This is a genomic window from Streptomyces sp. NBC_00328, assembly GCF_036139655.1.
Classification (GTDB): domain Bacteria; phylum Actinomycetota; class Actinomycetes; order Streptomycetales; family Streptomycetaceae; genus Streptomyces.
In genome coordinates, this window is record NZ_CP108013.1 from 6,301,966 (window position 1) to 6,325,504 (window position 23,539).

Genomic DNA, 23,539 nt, shown 5'->3' on the forward strand with positions numbered 1-23,539 from the left:
TCCGGAGCACTCATGGGACGGTACGTCGTCCGGCGACTGCTGCAGATGATCCCGGTCTTCATCGGCGCCACACTGCTCATCTTCCTGATGGTGAACGTCATGGGCGACCCCATCGCGGGCCTGTGCGGCGACCGGCAGTGCGACCCCGCCACGGCCGCCCAGCTGCGCGAGGAGTTCAACCTCGACAAGAACGTCTTCGTCCAGTATTTGCTCTACTTGAAGGACATCTTCACCGGCGACTTCGGCACCGCGTTCAACGGACAACCGGTCACCGAGCTGATGGCCTCCGCGTTCCCGGTCACCATCCGGCTGACGATCGTCGCGATCTTCTTCGAGATCATCATCGGCATCACACTCGGCGTCATCACCGGTCTGCGCCGCGGCCGGCCCGTCGACACCGGCGTCCTGCTGCTCACGCTCGTGGTCATCTCCGTGCCGACCTTCGTCACCGGTCTGCTGGCTCAGCTCCTGCTCGGCGTCAAATGGGGCTGGATCAAACCCTCGGTCTCCGCGGAAGCCACCTTCGGCGAGCTGATCGTGCCCGGCCTGGTACTGGCCTCGGTGTCCCTCGCCTACGTGACCCGGCTGACCCGGACCTCCATCGCGGAGAACAAGCGGTCCGACTACGTCCGCACGGCCGTCGCCAAGGGCCTGCCGCGGCGCCGGGTGACCATGCGGCACCTGCTGCGCAACTCGCTGATCCCCGTGGTCACCTTCATCGGCACGGACATCGGCGCGCTGATGGGCGGCGCGATCGTCACCGAGCGGATCTTCAACATCCACGGGGTCGGCTACCAGATCTACCAGGGGGTCGTGCGCCAGAACACCCAGACGGTCGTCGGCTTCGTGACCATCCTCGTCCTCGTCTTCATGGTCGCCAACCTGCTCGTCGACCTGCTGTACGCCGTACTCGACCCGAGGATCCGCTATGCCTGAGCAGCCGCCGTACGAGGAAGAGGAATTCCACCACGGTCCCGAGGGTCCGCCGCCGGAGGACCTCGCCATCGCCCCGACCGGCTTCGGAGGCACGATGGACCTCGGGACGAGCGAGGCGGAGACCCTGGAGAAGACGCCGGGAGGACCGGAGGGCACCGGGCCGAAGGAGAAGCCGCGCTCCCTGTGGTCCGACGCCTGGCGGGACCTGCGCCGCAACCCGGTCTTCATCATCTCCGGACTCGTCATCGTCTTCCTGGTCGTGATCTCGATCTGGCCCTCCCTGATCACCTCCCAGAGTCCGCTCCAGTGCGACCTCTCCAAGGCTCAGCAGGGCTCGCAGTCCGGACACCCCTTCGGCTACGACGGCCAGGGCTGCGACGTCTACACACGGACCGTGTACGGGACCCGCGTCTCGATCAGCGTCGGTGTGCTCGCCACGGTCGGGGTCGCGCTTCTCGGCTCGTTCCTCGGCGGGCTGGCCGGCTTCTACGGCGGGGTGGGCGACTCGATCCTGTCCCGGATCACCGACATCTTCTTCGCGATCCCCGTCGTGCTCGGCGGTCTGGTCCTCCTCTCCGTGGTGACCAGCAACACGATCTGGCCGGTCGTCGGATTCATGGTGCTGCTCGGCTGGCCCCAGGTCTCGCGTATCGCGCGCGGCTCGGTGATCACCACCAAGGAGAACGACTACGTCCACGCGGCCCGCGCGCTCGGCGCCTCCAACTCCCGGATGATGCTGCGGCACATCACCCCGAACGCGATCGCGCCGGTGATCGTCGTCGCGACCATCGCGCTCGGCACGTACATCTCGCTGGAGGCGACGCTGTCGTACCTGGGGGTCGGTCTCAAGCCCCCGACGGTCAGCTGGGGCATCGACATCTCCTCGGCCTCCGCGTACATCCGCCAGGCCCCGCACATGCTGCTGTGGCCGGCCGGCGCGCTCGCGATCACCGTGCTCGCGTTCATCATGCTCGGCGACGCGGTGCGCGACGCCCTCGACCCGAAGCTGAGGTGACCGCCGTGCTGCTCGAAGTGCGTGATCTACACGTGGAGTTCAGGACCCGGGACGGTGTCGCCAAGGCCGTCAACGGGGTCAACTACAGCGTCGACGAGGGCGAGACGCTCGCCGTGCTCGGCGAGTCCGGCTCCGGCAAGTCGGTGACCGCCCAGGCCGTGATGGGCATTCTCGACATGCCGCCCGGGAAGATCACCGGCGGCGAGATCCTCTTCCAGGGCAAGGACCTGCTGAAGTTCAAGGAGGAGGAACGGCGCAAGGTGCGCGGCGCCGAGATGGCGATGATCTTCCAGGACGCGCTGTCGTCCCTGAACCCCGTGATCAGCGTCGGCGACCAGCTCGGCGAGATGTTCATCGTGCACCGCGGGATGAAACGCAAGGAAGCCCGCGCCAAGGCGATCGAGCTGATGGAGCACGTGCGCATCCCGGGTGCCGCCGAGCGCGTGCGCGACTATCCGCACCAGTTCTCCGGCGGTATGCGCCAGCGCATCATGATCGCCATGGCGCTGGCCCTGGAGCCCGCCCTGATCATCGCCGACGAACCGACCACCGCGCTCGACGTCACCGTGCAGGCCCAGGTCATGGACCTGCTCGCCGAACTCCAGCGCGAGCTCCACATGGGGCTCATCCTCATCACCCACGACCTCGGCGTGGTCGCGGACGTCGCCGACAAGATCGCGGTGATGTACGCGGGCCGGATCGTCGAGACGGCCCCGGTCCACGACATCTACAAGGCGCCCGCCCACCCCTACACGAAGGGGCTCCTGGACTCGATCCCCCGGCTCGACCAGAAGGGCCAGGAGCTGTACGCCATCAAGGGGCTGCCGCCCAACCTGATGCACATCCCGCCGGGCTGCGCCTTCAACCCGCGCTGCCCGATGGCCCAGGACATCTGCCGCACCGAGGTGCCGCCGCTCGCGGAGGTCGACGCGGACCGCGGAAGCGCCTGCTTCTTCTGGAGGGAGTGCCTCGATGACTCAAGCCGCGACTGAGCCGCTGCTGGAGGTCAGCGGACTGGTCAAGCACTTTCCGCTCACCCAGGGAATCCTGTTCAAGAAGCAGATCGGGGCGGTCAAGGCCGTCGACGGCGTCGACTTCCACCTCGACCGCGGTGAGACCCTCGGCATCGTCGGTGAGTCCGGCTGCGGCAAGTCGACGGTCGCCAAGATGCTCGTCAACCTGGAGCGGCCCACCGAGGGGGCGATCAAGTACAAGGGCGAGGACATCACCCGGCTGTCCGGCAAGGCGCTGAAGGCCGTACGCCGCAACATCCAGATGGTGTTCCAGGACCCGTACACCTCGCTCAACCCGCGGATGACCGTCGGCGACATCATCGGGGAGCCGTACGACATCCACCCCGAGGTCGCGCCGAAGGGCGACCGGCGGCGCAGGGTCCAGGACCTGCTGGACGTGGTCGGCCTCAACCCGGAGTACATCAACCGCTATCCGCACCAGTTCTCCGGCGGCCAGCGCCAGCGCATCGGCATCGCGCGGGGCCTGGCGCTGCGGCCCGAGATCATCGTCGCCGACGAGCCGGTCTCCGCGCTCGACGTCTCGGTGCAGGCGCAGGTGATCAACCTGCTGGACCGGCTCCAGGCCGAGTTCGAGCTCAGTTACGTCTTCATCGCGCACGACCTGTCGATCGTGCGGCACATCTCCGACCGGGTCGGGGTGATGTACCTCGGGCGGATCGTGGAGACCGGCAAGGACGTCGAGATCTACGACCATCCGACGCACCCCTACACGCAGGCGCTGCTGTCCGCGGTGCCCGTGCCGGACCCGGAGGCCCGGGAGCACCGGGAGCGGATCATCCTCCACGGGGACGTGCCCTCGCCCGCGCACATCCCGTCCGGCTGCCGGTTCCGCACCCGCTGCTGGAAGGCGCAGGAACGCTGCACGCTGGAGGTGCCGCTGCTCGCGGTGCCGGCCGAGTTCCGGCTCATCGAGGGCCCGGCCGCCCACGACTCGGCCTGTCACTTCGCGGAGGAGAAGCAGGTCGTGCCTCCGGAGGAGCCGCCCGACGGACCGGCATAGCGTCACAAATGTGAGCGAACTTCGTTAACACGCAGGCAACTTGACGGAAGCGGTACCGATATACGGACGCGGCATGGTGAACACCGTACGGCCGTGCGGGTGCCGTGAACGAGCCGGGGTGTCGCCATGTCACCCCGGCTCGTTGCTTTTCCGGTGGGTCAGTTCATTCCGAGGGAGCGCTTGAGGAAGTCCACCTGGAGGAGCAGCAGGTTCTCGGCGACCTGTTCCTGCGGGGTCATGTGCGTGACCCCCGACAGCGGCAGCACCTCGTGCGGGCGGCCGGCGGCCAGCAGCGCCGAGGAGAGCCGCAGCGCGTGCGCCACCACCACGTTGTCGTCCGCGAGGCCGTGCACGATCATCAGCGGCCGGTGCGTCCCGGCGGGCGCGGTGAGCCCCTCGTCGGTGACCAGCGAACTCCTCGCGTACACGGCCGGGTTCGTCGCCGGGTCGCCGAGGTAGCGCTCCGTGTAGTGCGTGTCGTACAGCCGCCAGTCCGTGACCGGGGCGCCCGCGATGCCCGCGTGGAAGACGTCGGGGCGGCGCAGCACGGCGAGTCCCGCGAGCCAGCCGCCGTACGACCAGCCGCGGATCGCCACCCGGGACAGATCGAGCGGGAACCGCTCGGCCAGTCCGTGCAGCGCCTCCACCTGGTCGTCGAGGGAGAGCGTCAGGTCGTCGCGGATCGCCTTCTCCCAGGCGGGGGAGCGCCCCGGCGTGCCGCGGCCGTCGGCGACGACGACCGCGAAGCCCTGGTCGGCGAACCACTGCGAGGTGAGGTGGGCGTTGTGCGCGGCCAGCACCCGGGGGCCGTGCGGACCGCCGTAGGGGTCCAGCAGGACCGGTAGGGGATTGTCGCCGTCGTAGTCAGTAGGCATAAGCACGGCGCATGGGATTTTCTGTGCGCCCCCCTGTGTGAGTGTCACGCGCGGGGACAAACCGGGATCTTCGGCGTACGAGGAGATGGTCGCGGTCTTCTTCCCCTCGCGCAGCACCTGCACCTGGGCGCCCGGCTGATCGAGCACCGACGACACGAGGACGGTCACGCCCCCGGCGCGCACGGCCGAGTGCACGCCGGGCTCCTGCGAGACGCGCTCCAGGCCGAGTTCGTTCACCCGGTACACGTGTACTTCACCCGTTTCGGGCGAGCTCGCGCCCTCGCCCGCCGAGGCCGCGATCAGGACGTCGTCGGCCGAGACGTCCAGCACCGCCCGGACGTGCAACTGGGCTCCGGTCAGCGGGCGTTCACCGAAGGACAGGACCCGCGCGCCGCCTTCGTCGGCGATCCGCACGAGCTGTCCGCCGGGGCTCCAGCACGGCACTCCGGGGAAAAGATCCAGCCAACTTGGATCTTCATCCGCGTGCACCATCCGGGTCGCCCCGGTGTCCGGGTCCACGGCCAGGAAGAGCTGGCTCCGCTGGTCCCTCGCCTGCACCAGAAGCAGCGGCGCACCGGCGGCTGACCAGTGCGCATGTGCCAGATACGGGTAGCGGGACCGGTCCCAGGAGACCTCGGTGCGTACCCCGTCGAGCCCGAACACGTAGAGCCGCACCTCGGCGTTGGCGCTGCCCGCCACCGGATAGGCGACCCGCTGCGGTTCGGTCTCCGGGTGCGCCGGATCGGAGATCCACCAGCGCTGTACGGGCGTGTCGTCGACCCGCGCGACGAGCAGCCGGTCCCCTTCGGGCGACCACCAGAAGCCGCGCGAACGCCCCATCTCCTCGGCCGCGATGAACTCGGCCAGTCCATAGGAAACCGTGCCGGGGCCCGTGGCCGGTTCCGGCTCCGCGAGGGCCCGGTCGCCCTCGCCCTCGGCTCCGACGACCCGCAGCGCGCCCCCGGACACGTACGCCACGAGCGTGCCGTCCGGAGAGGGCCGCGGGTCGATCACCGGCCCGGGGACCGGGAGTTCACGCGTCGTGCCGGCCCGCAGCTCGGCCGTGAACAGCCGCCCTGACAAGGTGAAACAGGCCAACTCGGCGGCTGCGTCGGTGGCATACCCGACGATGCCCGCGCCGCCCTCGCGGCTGCGCTCGCGACGCGCCCGCTCCTCCGGGGAGAGGTGCTCGGCCGCCCCGCCGAGCAGGGCCGCGGGGTCGGCCACCACCCGCTCACCGCCCTCCGGCACATCGAGGACCCACAGTTGGTTCGCCCGCTCCGTGCCGGAGGGGGAGCGCAGGAACACCACGCGGGAACCGTCGGGGGACACGGTGAACGCGCGCGGCGCGCCGGAGGTGAACCGCTGGGTGCGGGCGTACCGGCGCGGGAAGGAGAGAGGCTCGTTCGTCATGCCTCGACCATATTGGCCATGCGCCCCCTTGTGCGGCCGTGCGCCGATCGATGCGCGCGTACGGATAGTTATGATCACTAGCGCTGTGTGGGTAGGAACCTGCTGGCTGATGTCAGGCTGGACCGACCCTCGTGTCCGAACCCGTACCGGACCCCAAGTCCCTGGGAACTTTGGAGGTGAGCCGCCGTGGCACTCTCGATTTCGGCGGTGGTGCTGCTGGCGATCATCGTCTTTCTTCTGATCAAGAAGTCAGGACTGAAAGGCGGGCACGCGGTCGTCTGCATGCTTCTCGGCTTCTATCTCGCCTCCTCGACCATCGCGCCCACGATCAGCGATCTGACCACCAACATCGCGGGCATGATCGGAAGCATCAAGTTCTGATCCGCGCCGGGACGGTGGGGCGGGGAGAGCGTCCGGCCGCGCTCCCCGCCTGCCCCGATCGGCCTCGGCGAAACGGGCGGGCTTGTCCGAAGCCTGTACCTGCCGGGTCCTGTTCGGCGCGACCCGGTCACGACGAGGGCACCCGAAGTGCTGAAGTCGTGCCGGCGGTCGGGTGACCTCTCGACCGGGCCACGGGCGGTACCCGTCACGGGCCTGGAGGGCTCCCTGACGACAGATCAGCCGCGCGCTCATCCGGATGGCCACGGGCGCCGACCGGACGTTCACGGCCGTCGCGGAGACCTGCCGCCTGAGCGCCCGTCAGCCTTCGGACGCGTACGCGACGAAGTCGGCCCAGGTTCCCGGCGTCAGTGCCAGCTGGGGGCCTGCGGCGTTTTTGGAGTCGCGGACGTGGATGGTGCCGGGGGTGGTGGCGATCTCGACGCAGGAGTCACCGTCGGGACCGCTGCTGTGGCTGCTCTTGAACCATGCCAGTTCGGAAGGGCCTTCGGCAGTGGGCTTGTGGATCATGTCTCTCCCAGCAGTCGTTCGACGAGAGCCAGCGACTCCCCGGGCGGAAGAGCCTGGGCCCGGATGGTGCCATACCGGAGCTCAAGGACACGGAGCAGTCTGGGATCGGATGTCGGGTGGCCGTTGAAGGCACCGTCCGAGCGCGCCACTGCTGACCCGTCCTCAAACTTCAGAACTTCGATCCGGCCACTCATGCCGGGATGGGCTGCGCTGTCCATCGGCATCACCTGAAGTGTGACGCTGTTCAGCCGCCCCACCTCCAGCAGGCGTTCGAACTGCTGCCGCCGCACCATTGTGCCTCCAACCTTGCGGCGCAGCGTCGCCTCTTCCAGGACGAAACCGAGGGCGGGCGCAGGTGACCGCTCGAAAATCGACAGCCGGGCCATGCGGGCAGCGACCCGCCTTTCCAAGTCCTCGTGTGAATAGGCTGGTTGCCAAGACTCCAGCAAGGCTCGCGCATGTTCGGGCGTCTGCAACAGGCCAGCGATGCTGCAGCACTCGTACACCCCGATCTCCACTGCGCGCGCTTCCATCTGGGCCAGATCCCGAACCTTCTTCGGATACCGGACCCTCTTCACGTCCTCCTTCATCGCCGAGAGCAACCCACCCGCTCCCAGCACCTCGTCGGCCCTGTCCAGATACTCGGGTCGGGGGATCCGCTTCCCACCCTCGATCTTGTAGACCATGTCCTCGCCGTACCCCACGGCCTCGCCGAACTCGGCGGCCCGCATCCCCACCGACTCGCGGCGCAGCTTGAGTTGACGCGCGACGGTGGCGACGACCGCCACACCCCAGTCGTCGTCCGGGTCCACCTCCCAGCCCGGCTCGTCCGCCTCGCCCTTGAGCTGCCTCACGTCGCCGTCCACCGACATCCCGCACCCCTCCGCCGTACCGCTGTGCCTCGACGTGCCGTACCCGTACGACGGTTCCGGACAGCCCGGACATGACCGGACAACCTCCGGACAGTCACCGTACGCATCGACTTCGTCACTGTTCACGGTAGGTGTGCGTCACGACGCTGAGTGACGTGAATCAAGAAATCGCCGCCCTGGAGAGTCAACTCAAGGACCCCATCAGAAGCTGCCGACCGACGCCGGGGCCGGCCGTGGCCTCGTCCTGGTGGAAGCTCTGGCCGACCGCTGGGCTTCGTGCCGGGACCGCCTCCGCGCAAGACGGTGTGGGCGGAATCCGATTGCGCACCGGAACCCGGCCGTCCGTGCTTCGGTGCGACGGGCGTTCTTTTTTCCAAGAACCCACAGGTGAAAGAACCCGACCAAGCCCCACCCCTCCCGCCCGCCGGGCCAACTCACTCGCGCGGGTGAACATCGCCAACTGGGCTGGATTCGGCACCGGTTGCCTGCCCTACGCTCAGCGCAACACAACAGCAGACATGCGACGGCCCTCGCCGGGACGCCAATCCCAGTGCGAGGGCCTGACCACCGAGGAAGAAGAGAGCTTCCCGATGGATACGCAGAACCCTAGCGCGCCCCCGCGCGCCCAGTCCCGTGTTGCGGCCGGTCCGGCCGACGAATCCCGTACCCGGCAACCCCGTTCCCGCGGTGGCCTCGTCCACGAGAACACCCGGCACACCACCCGCTTCACGGTGATCGGCAACCACCTCGCCCAGCACCCGGAATTGTCCGGGCTGGCGATCGGACTCGGCGCCCACATCCAGTCCCTCCCGGCCGGCGCCCCCGTGGACATCAAGACCCTGGCCGCCCGCTTCCCCGAGGGTGCGGTCCGTATCGCCGCCGCCCTGCGCGAGCTCGAAGCCCACGGCTACCTCCGCCGCACCCGCGAACGCGTCCCCGGCGGCCGGATCGTCACCCGCACGGTCTCCTGCAACCAGCCGGGCCACCGCCCCGCCCCCGAGGCGGTTCCCGAGGTCGTTCCCGGGGCCGCCTCCGAACCCGCCCGGCCCACCTCGCCCCACTCCACGCCGGAGCACTCGACCCCGGCGAACTCCATGCCGGGGCATTCCACATGGGGACGCCTCGCCCCCGGGTACTCCACCCCGGCACACGCAAGGCATGAGCGCCCCGCCCCAGGGCGCTCCAGGCCCCGTGCGCCCCGCAAGCCCCTCCCAGCAGTACCGCAACCCGCCTGTGGGGCCCCAGGGCTCCTACGGGCCGGCTCGGAGCTCCTCGCGGGCCTGCGTCGTGACGACCCCCGCCTGCTCTTCTCCGCCTGCGACAGTGCCCACCTGGCCCCGGGTGTCGCCGCCTGGCTGGAGCGCGACGTCAGCGTCGCCGCCGTACGCCACGCACTCACCACCGACCTACCGCCCGAAGGTCTACTACGGCGCCCGGCCGCTCTCCTGGCCCATCGCCTGGCCGCGCAACTGCCACCGCCGCCCCCGTTCCGAGCGCCTGCCCCGCCGTCCACCGCCCAGCCATCAGCCGTTCGGCACCCCCTCCAGACCTGCGACGGCTGCGACCGCGCCTTCCGGGCGCCAGAACCCGGCGGCCGCTGCCGCGACTGCCGGGTGAGCGTCCCGGCGGCTGCCTGACAGGCGCTTGTTCAGGCGTCCAGGTCATCGGCTTCGCGACAAGAAAGGTTCAGGGTTCGCATGGTCGGCTCCCCTGTTGTGGACAGAAACCCGGGCGACGCGCTTCCGGCCTCCTGCCGAGGCCGGCTCGACTGCCGCCCTGGCTCGTTACTCTGGCGGGGGAATCCCCAGGAGGACATGATGAGCACCCAGTCTGATCACGGGCACGAGCTGATCCCCCGTCCTGAGCAGACCCCTGACGCCCTGCGCGCGGCTCTCGCCGTCGTCGACCCGGGCCGTCTGAGGGAGATGCAGGCCAAGAAGGACGAGGCATTCGCCAAAGCGGTCGAATGGCAGTCCCTCAGCCCCGTGCAGAGCTGGGTCCTGATCTGGGCCAGAGACATCGAGATCGCCCGTCGCCCTGATCTGTCCGCCCGTTACTCCCAGGCGAAGAGCCATCTGGAACACGAGGACCCGGCCATCGCCCAGGAGGCCCTGCGGGAACTGGCCTCCGTCCTGGACGAGGCCATGAAGGCAGTTCGCGCGTGAGTTGGAAGTGGGAGTACGCCTTCGGAGCGGAGGAAACCGCTCGTGTCGCTCCGGCCGACTTCCTCATCAAAGTGGAAGCAAAGGCGGACGAACTGGTCAGGGCGGCCGAAGCCTTCCACGTTCACGGTCGGGCCCATGAAGGCGGCGACCCGAAGGGCGGCGACATCATCGTTCCCGGCGGGATGTTCTCTTACCAGGTCGTTGTGCGGAGCGAGCGCGTCTACGTCGTTCAGATCACGTATCTGGGTTTCTGAACCTTCGGCTCGTCGGCTTCCGAGACCGCGTGACAGCGGCCGTTCGGCCGCCGGAAGTCAGGCACCCGCTCCAGACCTGCGACGGCTGCGAGCGGGCCTTCCGCGCACCGGAACCAGGCCGCTGCCGGGACTGCCGGTCCGGCCTCCGGGCGGCCGTCCGATGCGATGCGGCCGCCCGTCGGCCGTCGCCCGGCATCGATGTAGAACGAGTAGTACAGTGAAAAAATGAGTGAGAGCGCGGAGGTCCCGCTCAGGGAGCTCAATCAGCAGACATCGCGTGTCCTGGCCCGAGTGGCGGCAGGGGAGACGGTGACCATCACCAAGGACGGCGTTCCGATAGGAGACATCGTGCCGCGCGGTGCGCTGACGGGCCGACCCGCGTATCCGTTCCGCACCGATCCCATGGGCGACCTGGACTTCCCGGACCTGGGTGGCCCCGTGCTCGACGACGACGAGATCGAGGCGACGCTACGGGGTCTGGGCGAAGGCGTCGGCGAGGGAACCGATGGCTGACATCCAGGTCGCCATCGCCGACACGAACGCCCTGTACCGACTGTTCACACCGAAGGACCCCGGCCACTCCGCTCACCGGGCGGCTCTGGCACAAACAGGGCACCTCGTCGTGTCACCCATGGTGCTCACCGAACTGGACTACCTGCTGACCTCGCGAGTCGGCACCAAGGCCGCCATGAACGCACTGGACTTCGTCACCGGCCAGGCAGAGGCCCGCCGGTTCGAGATTCCCGACACCGCACCGCACCTGAGAACCGCCATGGCGGTGATGCGCGGGTACGTCGATGCGGACGGCGGGGCGGGAGTGGGTCTGGTGGACGCGATGAACGTCGCCCTGGCGGCGGCTTTCCGGACAGCCGACATCTTCACGACGGACAGCCATTTCCGCATGATGCGCCCGCTCACCGGCCAGCCCGCCTTCCGGTTGCTCCCCGACGGCTTCTGACGCCGCCGGAGCACTTCGATCCGTTGTCGGCGGGAGCCGAAAGCCGACGGGAGTACGGGGGGACGCCCGGCAGCGGAGCCGCCTCGTAGGGTGGGTTCCATGACGGAACTGCCCGACCGGCGTCTGCTCCTGGTGCACGCGCATCCGGACGACGAGTCGATCAACAACGGCGCGACCATGGCCCGCTACGCGGCCGAGGGCGCCCAGGTGACGCTGGTGACCTGCACCCTCGGCGAGGAGGGCGAGGTCATCCCGCCCGAACTCGCCCATCTCGCCCCCGACCGCGAGGGCGGACTCGGCCCCTACCGGACCGGTGAGCTGAGCGCCGCCATGAAGGAACTGGGCGTCGCCGACCACCGCTTCCTGGGCGGCCCCGGGCGGTTCCGCGACTCCGGGATGATGGGCGCCGAGCAGAACCACCGCCCCGGCGCCTTCTGGGCCGCGGAGGTCGATGACGCCGCCGACCACCTCGTGGAGGTGATCCGCGAAGTGCGTCCCCAGGTGCTCGTCACCTATGACCCCGACGGGGGCTATGGGCACCCCGACCACATCCAGGCCCATCGCGTGGCCGTGCGCGCCGCCGAACTGGCCGCGGAGCCCGCCCACCGACCCGACCTCGGCGGCGCGTGGCGGATCGCTAAGACCTACTGGAACCGGGTGCCGCGCCCGGTGGCCGAGGAGGCGTTCGCCCGCCTGCGCGAGGCCCTGCCCGAGCTGCCGTTCGACCGGGCGGCGGCCGTCGACGACGTGCCCGGCGTGGTCGACGAGGCGACCGTCACCACCGAGATCGACGGCTCCGCGTACGCCACCGCCAAGGCCGCCGCGATGCGGGCGCACGCCACCCAGATCACCGTGGACGGGCCCTGGTTCGTCCTCTCGAACGAGCTGGCCCAGCCGCTCTTCACCACCGAGTACTACGAACTGGCCGGCGCCCCGCGGCCCGCGGCGCGCGAGAGGGACCTCTTCGAGGGGACCGGCACCGCCCCGGGGAGCGGGCTGTGACCGGCGCGGGCACGACGAGGACCACGACGACCCGGCGAGGGACGGATCCGCGATGAGCGTGAACGGACAGCGCGGCGGAGCGAGCATGCTCGCCCAGCCGCTGAGGCGCCCCTCGGGCGGGCGGATCGTCGCCTATCTGGGGCTTTTCCTGCTCGGTGCCGTGGTCGGCGTCGCCGGGGCGCTGGTGCAGCCGGGCTGGTTCCCGTTCGGGCTGCTGCTCGCTCTGGCGGGCGCCGCCGGACTCTTCCTGGGCGGCGCGCGCGCGGCGGGCTCCCGGGCCGGAGCCGTCGCCCCCGCGGCGGGCTGGATGGTCGCCGTCGTCCTGCTCACCGCCAGCCGCCCGGAAGGGGACTTCCTCTTCGGCGCGGGGGTCGTCTCGTATCTCTTCCTGCTCGGAGGCATGGCCCTGGCTGTGATGTGTGCCACTCTCGGCCAGGGGCGGCAACCAGGCCTTTCCAGCGCCCGAGTTGGCAAGTGACGTACCAGTTCGCCGTATCGGTCCCGTGCGGGTCCCGTGCGAGATTCCTCACCGTGCGAGGTTTGCGGGCCGGACATGGCCAGTATGGTGGTGCGCGCCGCCGAGCTGCCCGAGATGAGGTCGAGTAAACGGGCGGCGGAGCCAACCGGGAGAACCTGCCTTGAGTCGTGAAACTGACAGTTCGTCCTCCGGGCCCAACGGGCGCGGTGGAGCCGCGTACCCGTCGGGGACGCCGCCGTACGGCACCCCCGCGGCTTCCGAGAACGGTGCCGACGCGGGCCGTTCGGCCGCCGGCAAGCCGACGGAGGAGCGCAAGACCGAGACAACCCTGACGACACGGATCCGGATCAACATCCCCGGATCGCGGCCCATCCCGCCCGTGGTCGTGCGTACACCCGTCGCCGACGCCTCGCCCGAGGGCGGCGACGGCGCGGGGACCGGTACACCGGCGCCGCAGGGCACGAGTTCGCCCGCGGGCGCCCCCGCGACGACGGCCACCACCCCCGCCCCGTCCGCCCCCGCGCCCGTGGACCAGCCCGCGCCGGCCGAGGAGAAGACGAGCGAGTGGTTCGCGCCCCGCAGGGCCGGCGCGCCCCCCAAGGGCGCAACGGGCGGCGGCTCGACCAACGGTGCGGGCCTGCCGGGCGGTTCGGCTCCCGTCGGCACCGCGCCCTCCGCGGCCTCGCCGGGCGCGGGACGTCCGGCGCCGTCCCCCGGCGCCGGTCCCCTGGGCATCACCGGTGGCGTCCGGCCCGGCGGTGCGAACGGCGCCGCGCTCCCCGGGGCCACCGGTTCCGGACCCGTGGCCCCCGGTCACGGCGGCGGCACGGGCTCCTTCGACGTCTCCGGGGCGCTGCGCGACACCGGCTCCTTCCCGGCCATCGGCTCGCCCGGCGGGTCCGGAACGGCCGGCGCGTCCGCGGGGTCCGGCGAACCGCGCCGCGACGACCTGCCGTACTTCTCCGAGCCCGGCCGCTCGGGCCGTGGCGGCCCGGCCGGTCCGACCGGCGGTCCCGTCACCGGCGACGGCCCGCTGCGGCCTCCGGGCGGTGCGGGCGCGGCCCCCGGCAGCCTGGCCGCGCGGTCCGGTCCGGCCTCCGGCAACCGGAACACGGGCACGGGCACGGGCACGGGCACGGGATACACCGGCACACACGGCGGTCTGAGCGGCGGTCTCAGCGATGACACCGCGATCCTCACCCCGCAGAAGCCGGCACCCGACCCGGGACCCGGTGCCTACGGCGCCCCCGCGGAGAACGTCTCCGGGCACACCCTGACCAGCGGTATGCCCGTCGTGTCGCCCAGCCAGAACTTCGCGTACGACGGGGAGCCCGCCAACGGCAACGGTCCCCGCTCGTACACCCCGCCGAAGCTCCCCGAGCCGGTCCGCCAGCCCTCCGCCCCGTCGAAGCCGGCGAAGAAGAAGAGCCGCAAGCGGGCGCTCCTCGTGGCCCTCGTCGTGGTCCTCGCCGTCGGCGCCTACGGAGCCGGCCTGCTCATGAACCACTCGGACGTGCCCAAGGGCACCACGGTGCTCGGCGTCGACATCGGCGGCGGCACCCGTGACGACGCCGTCCAGAAGCTCGACGACGCCCTCGGCCGGCGGACGGCCAAGCCGCTCACGCTGTCCGTCGACGGCGACACGGTCCAGCTCAAGCCCGACCAGGCCGGACTCCAGCTGGACAGCCAGGCCACCGTCCGCGCCGCCGCGGGCAGCGACTACAACCCGATCTCGGTGATCGGCTCGCTGTTCGGCCAGGGACGCGTGGTGGAGCCCGTGATGCCCGTCGACAAGGAGAAGCTCCAGGCCGCTCTGGAGCGCGCCGCGAGCGGCTCGGGTTCGGCGAGCGACGGCACGATCAAGTTCCAGGCCGGCAAGGCCGTCCCGGTCTACGGCAAGGCCGGCAAGGGCATCGACGTCGGACCCTCGCTGCAGGCCGTCCAGGACGCGTACCGCACCCAGGTGGAGAGCGACACGGCCACTCCGGTGAAGGTCGCCACCACGACCCGTCAGCCGACGGTCAGCAAGGCCGAGGTGGACCGGAAGATGTCGACGTTCGCGAACGTCGCCATGTCCGCGAACATCACCGTCCAGACGGACGCGGCCCACAGCGTCTCCTTCAGCCCGCAGAAGTCCATCTGGAAGTTCCTGAGCGTCCAGCCGGTCCAGGGCAAGCTCGTCGAGCACTACGACCTCAAGGCGCTCGAGGAGCTGTACGGTCACGCCTTCGACGGGGTGACGATCACCAGGGGCGACGGCAGCCAGAAGGCCGTGAGCCCGCAGGACGTGGCCTCGGCCGTCGGCAGGGCGCTCGTCGGGAAGACGGCCGCCGACCGCGTCATCACCATCTCCAAGAACCCCAGCTGAGGGGCGCAGCTCACGCGTCGAGGGCGCCCGGCCGGAACTCCACCGGCCGGGCGCCCTCGTGTCGTTCGGGGGCCGCCGACCCGAGAGCCGCCGACCCGAGAGCCGTCCGCGGTCGCCGAACACGACAGTCGCCCGGGGCGGCCCCGACCTCGTCCGAGGCGGCGGACATGACAGTGGTTCGGGCCGTCGCATGACATCTGTCATCCGCCGTCCAGGACACACCACACTGCCGCGCGCACCCCGCCCTCCACCACGATGGACGGCATGACAACGACTGCGGCGACCACCACCCCGTCGGTGGTCCGGTTCGAATCGGTGACCAAGAGCTACGGGACCGTCCGGGCCGTGGACGGGCTGACACTCGAACTCCACCCGGGCGAGACCGTGGCCCTGCTGGGCCCCAACGGCGCGGGCAAGTCGACCACCCTGGACCTGCTGCTCGGCCTCAAGAACGCCGACAGCGGCACGGTCCGGGTGTTCGGGACCGGCCCGCGCGAGGCGATCGTCGCCGGCCGGGTGGGCGCCATGCTCCAGAGCGGCGGGCTGATGGACGAGGTCACCGTCGGTGAACTGGTCAAGCTCGCCTGCGACCTGCACCCGAGGCCGTACCGCCCCCGTGACGTCCTCGCCCGCGCCGGCATCGCCCAGATCGCCGACCGCAAGGTCAACAAGCTCTCCGGCGGCCAGGCGCAGCGCGTCCGCTTCGCCCTCGCCACGGCCGGCGACAGCGATCTGATCGTCCTCGACGAGCCCACCACCGGCATGGACGTCTCCGCCCGGCAGGCCTTCTGGGCCACCATGCGCGAGCAGGCCGACCAGGGCCGTACGGTCCTGTTCGCCACGCACTACCTGGAGGAGGCCGACGCCATAGCCGACCGCGTGCTCGTCCTGCACCGCGGACGGCTGCTGGCCGACGGCACCGCCGCCGAGATCAAGGCCAAGGCCGGAGCGCGCCGCGTCTCCTTCGACCTGGAGGGCACGATCGACGAGGCCCCGCTGCGCGCGCTGCCCTTCCTCACCGCGGTGGATGTTTCCGGACAGACCGTCCGTATCCAGTCCTCCGACGCGGACGCCACCGTCCACGCGCTGTACGGGCTCGGCGTCTACCCCCGCAACCTCGAAGTCGCCGGGCTCGGTCTGGAGCAGGCCTTCGTCGCCATCACCGAGGCCGAAGAGGCCACCCGCGGAGCGGCCGAAGACGCCCCCCGCGCCGTCGCCGAGGAGGCCGCGTCCAAGTGAACAGTCTCATCAAGCTGGAGATCACCCGCGCCCTGCGCAACCGCAAGTTCCTGTTCTTCTCGGTCATCTACCCCTCGGCCCTGTTCCTGCTGATCGCGGGCAGCGCCGACAGCACCACGAAGGTGGACGGCACCGGCCTGGCCCTGCCGACCTTCTTCATGGTCTCCATGGCCTCCTTCGGCGCCCTGACCGCCGTCCTCATGGGCAACAGCGAGCGCATCGCGAAGGAGCGGGAGAGCGGCTGGGTACGGCAGCTGCGGCTCACCCCGCTGCCCGGCCGCGGCTATGTGTTCGCCAAGACGGCCAGCGCCGCCGTGATCAGCCTGCCGTCGATCGTGATCGTCTTCGTGGTCGCCGCGGCCGTGAAGGACGTACGCCTGGACACCTGGCAGTGGTTCGCGCTCACCGGCGTGATCTGGGCCGGCAGCCTGGTCTTCGCCGCGCTCGGTGTCGCCATCGGCTACCTCGCCAGCGGGGACGCGGTCCGGCCGATCACGATGATCGTCTACTTCGGCCTGTCGATGCTCGGCGGCCTGTGGATGCCGACGACGACCTTCCCCGACTGGCTCCAGAACATCGCGAAATGGCTCCCCACGCACGCGTACGCTGCCCTGGGGCAGGCCATCGAACTGGGGAACGCCCCGCACGCGAAGGACATCGCCATCCTCGCCGTCTCCTTCGCCCTCTTCGCGGGCGGCGCGGCCTGGCTGTACCGGAAGGACACGCTGAAGGCGTGAACGCCATGACGGAAGACCCGCTGCCCGACGGAGCCCGCACGGACCGGATCGTGAGGATGGGGGAGTCCCCGCGCAACCTCCGCGAGGCCCTGCGCAAGTCGGTGTGGATCGTCATCTGGCTGGTGTTCCTCAGCTCGCCGGTCCACGACCTCGTCTCCGGCCACCACACGCCCGCGGCCACCGCGGCCGGCTGGCTGGGTCTCGCGGCCTTCGTCACGGTCTACCTGATGCTGGTCTTCCGGCACATGGGCAAGGCGTTCACGGGCTCCCTGGCCGTCACCCTCATGGTGCTCGCCCTCGGCGTGCTGGCCGTCGCCCTGTGCCTGACGCTCGGCGCGCCCTGGCTCGGTCTGTTCGTGTACGTCTCGGTCGCCTGCGGGACGACGTTCCCGCTGCGCGTCTCCTACTGGACGATCCCGCTGACCGCCGTCGTGATGCTCCTGGTCGGCCTGCACGGCGGCGAGGAGGACGCGCGCAATCTGGTCCTGCTCGTCGTGCTGATCGGCTTCGCGATGACCGGCGTACGGCAGTTGGTCCGTACGACGATCGAGCTGCGCAAGGCGCGGGCCACCGTCGCCCAGCTCGCCGCGAACGAGGAGCGGCTGCGGCTGGCCCGGGACCTGCACGACCTGCTCGGCCACTCGCTGTCGCTCATCACGCTGAAGAGCGAGCTGGCCGGGCGCATGCTCCCCGACCACCCCGACAAGGCGGCCCAGCAGGTCGCCGACATCGAACAGGTCAGCCGCCAGGCCCTGGTCGACGTGCGCGAGGCGGTCACCGGCTACCGAAGGCCCCGGCTGGCCGGGGAACTCGCGGGCTCCCAGGTCGCGTTGACCGCCGCAGACGTGGTCGCCGACCTCCCGGCCGAACCCGTCCTCGACGGCGTTCCCGAGGAGACCGAGTCCGCGCTGGCCTGGGCGCTGCGCGAGGCGGTCACCAACGTCGTACGGCACAGCGGCGCCCGGCGCTGCACCGTGGAACTCGTCCGGCGCCAGACCCTGGACGGTCCCGTGCTCGAACTCTCGGTGGAGGACGACGGCTCGGGCGGCTCCTCCGCCGCCCCCGGCAACGGTCTGACCGGGCTGACCGAACGCCTGGAGAAGGCGGGCGGATCGCTGGAGGCGGGCCGGGTCCGGCACGGATTCCGGCTGGTGGCACGGGCGCCCCTGGAGGGCGGCCGGGCCTCTGTGGGCGCGTCGGAGGACCCCGTAGGATCCGGTGCATGAGCCGCACGATCAAGGTCCTGCTCGCCGAGGACCAGTCGATGGTCCGCGAAGCGCTGGCCGCCCTGCTGGGACTGGAGCCGGACATCGAGGTGGTCGCCCAGGTGGCCCGCGGCGACGAGGTCCTGGCGGCGGCCCGCGCCCACGACGTGGACGTGGCGCTCCTCGACATCGAGATGCCCGGCATGACCGGCATAGAGGCGGCGGCCGAGGTCCACAAGGAGCTCCCGGGCGTCAAGCTGATCGTCCTCACCACCTTCGGCCGCCCCGGATACCTGCGCAGCGCCATGGAGTCCGGCGCCGACGCCTTCCTGGTCAAGGACGCCCCGGCCGCCCAACTCGCCGCGGCCGTACGCAAGGTGCTGGCCGGCGAGCGCGTCATCGACCCCACCCTGGCGGCGGCCGCGCTGGCCGAGGGCGCCAACCCCCTGACCGACCGCGAGCGCGAGGTCCTCCGCGCCGCCGCCGACGGCTCCACCAACGCCGAACTGGCCAAGGCCCTCCACCTCTCCCAGGGCACGGTCCGCAACTACCTCTCGACCGCGATCCAGAAACTCGCGGTACGCAACCGGGCGGAGGCGGTACGGATCGCACGGGAGAAGGGCTGGCTGTGAGCCGTACGGTCCGCGGATGCCTCAGTTGAGCATCGCCCTTGCCGCGTGGGCCTGTTGGCGGACCCGGGACGCGGCCGGTTCGTCGACCGCCGCCACCACGTCCGCGTAGGCGTCGAGTTCGGTGGCCCCGGTCAGGAAGTCTCCCCGCTGTACCAGGAGTTGGGCCCGCTCGTAGCGCAGCCGCGCCGGGTGCGAGGGAAGTAGCAGAGAGAGCTCCACCGACCACAGGGCCACGTCGGAGCGTTCGGGCCGGGCGGCGGCCCAGGCCCGGATGTTGTTCAGGACGCGCAGGACGACGTCGAGCGGGTCGGCGGGGGCGAGCATCGACGGGTCGAGCGGGGCGCCGGTCGCGCCCGCGACGAGGAGCTGCGCGTCGGAGCCGGTCAGGACGCGCCCGCCGTCGAAGGGGTCGGCGAGCACCTGCTCCCCGGGCGGTCCGAAGCCCACCACGAAGTGACCGGGCAGCGCGACCCCGTAGACCGGTGCCCCGGCCCGCCGCGCGACCTCCATCCACACCACCGAGAGCAGGATGGGCAGCCCGCGCCGCCGGCGCAGCACCGCGTGCAGCAGGGAGGACTCCAGCCGCTGGTAGTCGCCCGGTGAGCCCCGGTAGCCCAGGCGCCCGCCGAGGAGTTCGGCGAGGGCGGTGGCCCAGGACCGGGGGCCGCCCGGACGGAAGGGCAGCCGGCCCGCCAGCTCGTCCAGCAGGATCTGCGCCGCGTCCATCCCGGCGTCGTCCAGTGTCCCGTCGGCCGCGGCGCCCACCAGCAGACACAGCTCGGCCGGATCGGGACGCTCGGCCCGCGCCCCGTCGGCGAACCGCCGCCGTACCTCGTCGGCCCGGCCGGGCTCGGGCGGCTGGGGGAAACGCATAGCCCACTCGTGCCCGGTCACGTCGATCGATACGGCTCGGCACCCGGACCGGCGTCGCCGGACACGCCGTCCGCCGGGGCGCCCGCTGCCGGAGCGGAGTCCGCGGCGGCGGGGGCCGTGCCCGTGTCCGGCCCGGCGTCCCTGACGGGGGAGGACGCCCACCGGTAGTGGTGGTACGCGTGATGCGGGCCGAAGCCCATCCGGGCGTACAGCTCCCGCGCCCCGGTGTTGTCCGCCTCCACCTGGAGCCAGGCGGCCGAGGCACCCTCCTCCAGGGCCCGGCCGGCCAGCGCGGCCATGACGGCGGTGGCCAGGCCGCGGCGACGCTGGTCCGGGTCGACCTCCACGGCGGCGAAACCGGCCCAGCGCCCGTCCACCACGCACCGTCCGATCGCCGCCGGAGCCGCGTCCCCCGCGCCGGGCACCGTCGCGAACCACACCGAGGGGCCGCCGCCCAGCACCTTCAGGGCCACGTCGGCGACGCCCTTGCGCTGGTAGCGGCGAAGCCACGCCTCGTCGGCCGCGCGGGAGAGCGTCACCCCGGGTGCCTCCCGGTCCGCGACCGGCGCGAGCGGGCCGGTCCACAGCTCGGCGGTCACCTCACGGGTCCAGCCGCGCGCCTCCAGCTCCGCGCAGAGCAGCTCCTGGGTGCCCTCGGCGCCGGTGGCGGTCTGGATGAAGGCGGGCAGGTCACGGGCGGCGTACCAGTCCCGTACGTACGCGAGCGCCCGGTCGAGCGGCACGCCCGGGTCGGTCAGCGGCAGCACGGAGTTGGCGCGCCGGGTGAACCCGCCGGCCGCCCGCAGCTCCCAGCCGCCGAGCCGCTCGCTCTCCACCGGCGGCCAGGCCCGCGCGGCGACGCGCGCCAGCTCCTCGTAGGACGCCGCGGGGCCGCGCCGCCGTGCCGGGGCGGACGGTACGACCTTGGCCGCGACCAGGGAGGACTCCGCGATCCGGACACGTTCCCCGGTCCGCCGTGTGATCAGTAGCACACCGTCGTCCCATGATGTGAGAACACCGACCGTATCGGTGAACTTCTCCACCGTGTCTCCAGCGTCGGTCAGGCGTCGAACCGAGACACGTTTGCCCACGTCAGCAGCGGTGACGCGGACCTCCAGGCGGCCGGCGGCAGAGAATTCCACAGGACAGTTCACCCCTCCTGTTCGGATCAGACCCAAGAACGGAGATACTAGGGGCGGGCATCGACTACGCCGCGCTCCCGCGCGCCAGGCGGCGGAGCCTACGACAGGCCCGCCAGCGCCCTATCGAGGAGGAACGACAGCGTGACCTACGTCATCGCGCAGCCTTGTGTCGACGTCAAGGACAAGGCGTGCATCGAGGAGTGCCCGGTCGACTGCATCTACGAGGGCTCGCGGTCCTTGTACATCCACCCGGACGAATGCGTCGACTGCGGAGCCTGTGAGCCGGTGTGCCCGGTCGAGGCGATCTTCTACGAGGACGACACTCCGGAGGAGTGGAAGGACTACTACAAGGCGAACGTCGAGTTCTTCGACGAGCTCGGCTCGCCCGGCGGCGCCAGCAAGCTCGGTCTGATCGAACGCGACCACGCCTTCATCGCAGCGCTGCCGCCGCAGAACCAGTAAGCGGTCCGCCGGGTGCCCTCCCGGCGGCAGCTGGACGAGCGCCGCCTCGGTCCCGTACGGCCTGATCGTTCCGGTCGCTGTACGGGGCCGAGGCGTTTGCGCCGCCGGTCCGCGCGGCGTCCCGTACCCGCGTGTACCGGCCGTACGTACGAGAAAGTGAGCCTGATCCCGTGTCCGCAGTCTCCGACCGGCTTCCCACCTTCCCCTGGGACAAGCTGGAGCCCTACAAGGCGACCGCCGCCGCTCACCCGGGCGGCATCGTCGACCTGTCCGTCGGCACCCCGGTCGACCCGGTGCCCGAGCTGATCCAGAAAGCTCTGGTCGCGGCCGCGGACTCGCCCGGCTATCCGACGGTGTGGGGCACGCCCGAGCTGCGGGACGCGCTCACGGGCTGGGTGGAGCGACGGCTCGGCGCGCGGGACGTCACCCACCGGCACGTCCTGCCGATCGTCGGCTCCAAGGAACTGGTCGCCTGGCTGCCGACCCAGCTCGGTCTCGGTCCCGGCGACAAGGTCGCGTACCCCCGCCTCGCCTACCCGACGTACGAGGTCGGGGCGCGGCTCGCGCGGGCGGAGCACGTGGTCTACGACGACCCGACGGAGCTGGACCCGGCGGGCCTGAAGCTGCTGTGGCTGAACTCCCCGTCGAACCCGACCGGCAAGGTCCTGTCCGCCGGTGAGCTCACCCGGATCGTCGCCTGGGCCCGCGAGCACGGCATCCTCGTCTTCTCCGACGAGTGCTACATCGAGCTGGGCTGGGAGGCCGACCCGGTCTCGGTCCTGCACCCCGACGTGTGCGGCGGCTCCTACGAGGGGATCGTCTCGGTCCACTCGCTGTCCAAGCGCTCGAACCTGGCCGGTTACCGCGCCGCGTTCCTCGCGGGCGACCCCGCCGTGCTCGGCGAACTCCTCGCGATCCGCAAGCACGGCGGCATGATGACCTCCGCGCCCACCCAGGCCGCCGTGGTCGCCGCGCTCGCGGACGACACGCACGTCCACGAACAGCGCGAGCGCTACGCGGCCCGCCGCACCGCCCTGCGCGAAGCCCTCCTGGACCACGGATTCCGCATCGAGCACAGCGAGGCGAGCCTCTACCTCTGGGCCACCCGGGACGAGTCCTGCTGGTCCACGGTGGCGCACCTGGCCGACCTGGGCATCCTGGTGGCCCCCGGCGACTTCTACGGCGAGGCGGGCGAGAAGTTCGTCCGCGTGGCCCTCACCGCCTCGGACGAGCGTGTGGCGGCCGCGGTGGAACGCCTGCGCTAGGGCCTGTCTGACTACGGCGACGGCGACGGGGGTCCGGGGAACTCGCTTCCCCGGACCCCCGTCGCCGTACGGCACGACCCCGACGCCAGGCCGTGGCCGGGCGTCGGGCCCTGACCCGGCGGCAGGTCCTAGCCCACCGGCAGGCCCTTCAGCGGAAGCTGTCCGGTCGGTACGCCGCCCTTGGTCACGGCGTCCGTGGGCAGGCCGTCGGAGGCCGTCTTCGCGGTGTCACCGACGAGGCCTCCGGCGTGGCCGGCCGTGCTCCCGGCCATCTTCTGCACGGCGGGCGCGGCCTTCTGGGCGGCCTTGCCCGCGGACGGCAGGGCCTTCGCGACCGTGGCGCCGCCGGACGCGCCGGCGATCCCGGGGGCGTTCTGCGTCGCTCCGTCGAGGGTGTGGCCGACGTTCGCGCCGTCCAGGGCGGTCAGCCCGCCGAGGCCGGGTGCGGCCGGCAGGCCGGGCGCCGCGCAGGCGGAGCCGGCCGCGCCGACCACGGGCGCCGCTCCGGCCGCGACGAGCAGCACGACACGGGCGATCCGGCGGGTCAGGGGGAGGGACATGGTGCTCCTTAGACGGAAGAGAACGGGGAAGCGTCCTGCTCTGCCCGGCGGTCGGCCGGCCGGCTGCCGGCGGACCGCGTTCCCGGACGGCGATCGGCTGAGGTGATCGTTCCGGGCTCGGACGCAGTGACTACCGCTCGAAGTC

At 71.2% G+C, this 23,539-nt stretch carries 25 protein-coding genes and 1 pseudogene; 20 read left to right on the forward strand and 6 right to left on the reverse strand.

Going from position 1 to position 23,539, the window contains the following annotated elements:
- Positions 1-12: 12 nt before the first annotated feature.
- From OG485_RS27715 to OG485_RS27730, 4 genes are read left to right on the forward strand one after another with little or no spacing between them, the layout of a single operon-like run.
- On the forward strand, positions 13-936 hold the full coding sequence (locus tag OG485_RS27715) for an ABC transporter permease (protein WP_328671228.1): 924 nt from the start codon (positions 13-15) through the stop codon (positions 934-936).
- A complete protein-coding gene (locus OG485_RS27720) occupies positions 929-1,951 on the forward strand; it encodes an ABC transporter permease (RefSeq protein ID WP_443048774.1) in 1,023 nt (340 codons plus the stop codon). Before OG485_RS27715 ends, OG485_RS27720 begins: the two co-directional genes overlap by 8 nt.
- Positions 1,952-1,956: 5 nt before the next feature.
- On the forward strand, positions 1,957-2,943 hold the full coding sequence (locus OG485_RS27725; RefSeq protein WP_328671229.1) for an ABC transporter ATP-binding protein: 987 nt from the start codon (positions 1,957-1,959) through the stop codon (positions 2,941-2,943).
- Positions 2,924-3,985 (forward strand): ABC transporter ATP-binding protein, encoded by a 1,062-nt coding sequence (locus OG485_RS27730; RefSeq protein WP_328671230.1) that lies wholly within the window; start codon positions 2,924-2,926, stop codon positions 3,983-3,985. Before OG485_RS27725 ends, OG485_RS27730 begins: the two co-directional genes overlap by 20 nt.
- A gap of 158 nt (positions 3,986-4,143) precedes the next feature.
- On the opposite strand, the gene OG485_RS27735 is transcribed toward OG485_RS27730, so the two are convergent.
- Positions 4,144-6,273, reverse strand: coding sequence for a S9 family peptidase (locus tag OG485_RS27735; RefSeq protein WP_328671231.1), 2,130 nt, complete (start codon positions 6,271-6,273; stop codon positions 4,144-4,146).
- 186 nt (positions 6,274-6,459) lie between these two features.
- Here OG485_RS27735 and OG485_RS27740 point away from each other — a divergent pair, with 186 nt between their 5' ends.
- On the forward strand, positions 6,460-6,654 hold the full coding sequence (locus tag OG485_RS27740) for a hypothetical protein (RefSeq protein WP_037620693.1): 195 nt from the start codon (positions 6,460-6,462) through the stop codon (positions 6,652-6,654).
- Positions 6,655-6,972: 318 nt separating this feature from the next.
- On the opposite strand, the gene OG485_RS27745 is transcribed toward OG485_RS27740, so the two are convergent.
- The gene (locus OG485_RS27745) at positions 6,973-7,182 is read right to left on the reverse strand and encodes a DUF397 domain-containing protein (RefSeq protein ID WP_328671232.1); all 210 of its coding nucleotides are present in this window, start codon (positions 7,180-7,182) and stop codon (positions 6,973-6,975) included.
- Complete coding sequence (locus tag OG485_RS27750) at positions 7,179-8,054, reverse strand: helix-turn-helix domain-containing protein (RefSeq protein ID WP_328674690.1); 876 nt, start codon at positions 8,052-8,054, stop codon at positions 7,179-7,181. Before OG485_RS27750 ends, OG485_RS27745 begins: the two co-directional genes overlap by 4 nt.
- A 590-nt stretch (positions 8,055-8,644) precedes the next feature.
- Here OG485_RS27750 and OG485_RS27760 point away from each other — a divergent pair.
- The 13 genes and pseudogenes from OG485_RS27760 (at position 8,645) to OG485_RS27820 (ending at position 19,092) form a co-directional block, all read left to right on the forward strand.
- Positions 8,645-9,691: a helix-turn-helix domain-containing protein gene (locus OG485_RS27760; protein WP_328671233.1), complete on the forward strand. Its 1,047-nt coding sequence runs from the start codon at positions 8,645-8,647 to the stop codon at positions 9,689-9,691.
- A 180-nt stretch (positions 9,692-9,871) separates the two neighbouring features.
- Positions 9,872-10,219, forward strand: coding sequence for a hypothetical protein (locus OG485_RS27765; RefSeq protein ID WP_328671234.1), 348 nt, complete (start codon positions 9,872-9,874; stop codon positions 10,217-10,219).
- Entirely contained in the window at positions 10,216-10,473 is a 258-nt protein-coding gene (locus OG485_RS27770; protein ID WP_328671235.1) for a hypothetical protein, read from the forward strand. Before OG485_RS27765 ends, OG485_RS27770 begins: the two co-directional genes overlap by 4 nt.
- A 38-nt stretch (positions 10,474-10,511) precedes the next feature.
- Positions 10,512-10,694: pseudogene (locus OG485_RS27775) on the forward strand (translation initiation factor IF-2); the annotation flags it as partial.
- Positions 10,695-10,698: 4 nt separating this feature from the next.
- The gene (locus OG485_RS27780) at positions 10,699-10,986 is read left to right on the forward strand and encodes a type II toxin-antitoxin system Phd/YefM family antitoxin (protein ID WP_328671236.1); all 288 of its coding nucleotides are present in this window, start codon (positions 10,699-10,701) and stop codon (positions 10,984-10,986) included.
- The gene (locus OG485_RS27785) at positions 10,979-11,431 is read left to right on the forward strand and encodes a PIN domain-containing protein (RefSeq protein WP_328671237.1); all 453 of its coding nucleotides are present in this window, start codon (positions 10,979-10,981) and stop codon (positions 11,429-11,431) included. The genes OG485_RS27780 and OG485_RS27785 overlap by 8 nt, the downstream gene beginning before the upstream one ends.
- Before the next feature lie 99 nt (positions 11,432-11,530).
- A complete protein-coding gene (mshB, locus tag OG485_RS27790) occupies positions 11,531-12,433 on the forward strand; it encodes an N-acetyl-1-D-myo-inositol-2-amino-2-deoxy-alpha-D-glucopyranoside deacetylase (protein WP_328671238.1) in 903 nt (300 codons plus the stop codon).
- A gap of 52 nt (positions 12,434-12,485) precedes the next feature.
- Positions 12,486-12,911: a DUF6113 family protein gene (locus tag OG485_RS27795; RefSeq protein WP_328671239.1), complete on the forward strand. Its 426-nt coding sequence runs from the start codon at positions 12,486-12,488 to the stop codon at positions 12,909-12,911.
- Positions 12,912-13,071: 160 nt separating this feature from the next.
- Complete coding sequence (locus OG485_RS27800) at positions 13,072-15,279, forward strand: hypothetical protein (RefSeq protein WP_328671240.1); 2,208 nt, start codon at positions 13,072-13,074, stop codon at positions 15,277-15,279.
- A 264-nt stretch (positions 15,280-15,543) separates the two neighbouring features.
- A complete protein-coding gene (locus OG485_RS27805) occupies positions 15,544-16,518 on the forward strand; it encodes an ABC transporter ATP-binding protein (protein ID WP_328671241.1) in 975 nt (324 codons plus the stop codon).
- Positions 16,515-17,255, forward strand: coding sequence for an ABC transporter permease (locus OG485_RS27810; RefSeq protein WP_328671242.1), 741 nt, complete (start codon positions 16,515-16,517; stop codon positions 17,253-17,255). Before OG485_RS27805 ends, OG485_RS27810 begins: the two co-directional genes overlap by 4 nt.
- Before the next feature lie 5 nt (positions 17,256-17,260).
- A complete protein-coding gene (locus OG485_RS27815; RefSeq protein ID WP_328674692.1) occupies positions 17,261-18,481 on the forward strand; it encodes a sensor histidine kinase in 1,221 nt (406 codons plus the stop codon).
- Complete coding sequence (locus tag OG485_RS27820) at positions 18,478-19,092, forward strand: response regulator transcription factor (protein WP_326785689.1); 615 nt, start codon at positions 18,478-18,480, stop codon at positions 19,090-19,092. The genes OG485_RS27815 and OG485_RS27820 overlap by 4 nt, the downstream gene beginning before the upstream one ends.
- Before the next feature lie 21 nt (positions 19,093-19,113).
- On the opposite strand, the gene OG485_RS27825 is transcribed toward OG485_RS27820, so the two are convergent.
- Both OG485_RS27825 and OG485_RS27830 read right to left on the reverse strand, forming a co-directional pair.
- Positions 19,114-19,965, reverse strand: coding sequence for a SirB1 family protein (locus tag OG485_RS27825; RefSeq protein ID WP_328671243.1), 852 nt, complete (start codon positions 19,963-19,965; stop codon positions 19,114-19,116).
- A 17-nt stretch (positions 19,966-19,982) separates the two neighbouring features.
- Entirely contained in the window at positions 19,983-21,107 is a 1,125-nt protein-coding gene (locus OG485_RS27830; RefSeq protein WP_328671244.1) for a GNAT family N-acetyltransferase, read from the reverse strand.
- A 141-nt stretch (positions 21,108-21,248) separates the two neighbouring features.
- On the opposite strand from OG485_RS27830, the gene fdxA reads away from it, so the two are divergent.
- Together fdxA and OG485_RS27840 are read left to right on the forward strand one after the other, a co-directional pair.
- A complete protein-coding gene (gene fdxA / locus OG485_RS27835; RefSeq protein WP_030573070.1) occupies positions 21,249-21,569 on the forward strand; it encodes a ferredoxin in 321 nt (106 codons plus the stop codon).
- Between the two features lie 170 nt (positions 21,570-21,739).
- On the forward strand, positions 21,740-22,834 hold the full coding sequence (locus OG485_RS27840; RefSeq protein WP_328671245.1) for a bifunctional succinyldiaminopimelate transaminase/glutamate-prephenate aminotransferase: 1,095 nt from the start codon (positions 21,740-21,742) through the stop codon (positions 22,832-22,834).
- Between the two features lie 128 nt (positions 22,835-22,962).
- On the opposite strand, the gene OG485_RS27845 is transcribed toward OG485_RS27840, so the two are convergent.
- Positions 22,963-23,394, reverse strand: coding sequence for an ATP-binding protein (locus OG485_RS27845; RefSeq protein ID WP_328671246.1), 432 nt, complete (start codon positions 23,392-23,394; stop codon positions 22,963-22,965).
- Positions 23,395-23,539 lie beyond the last annotated feature (145 nt).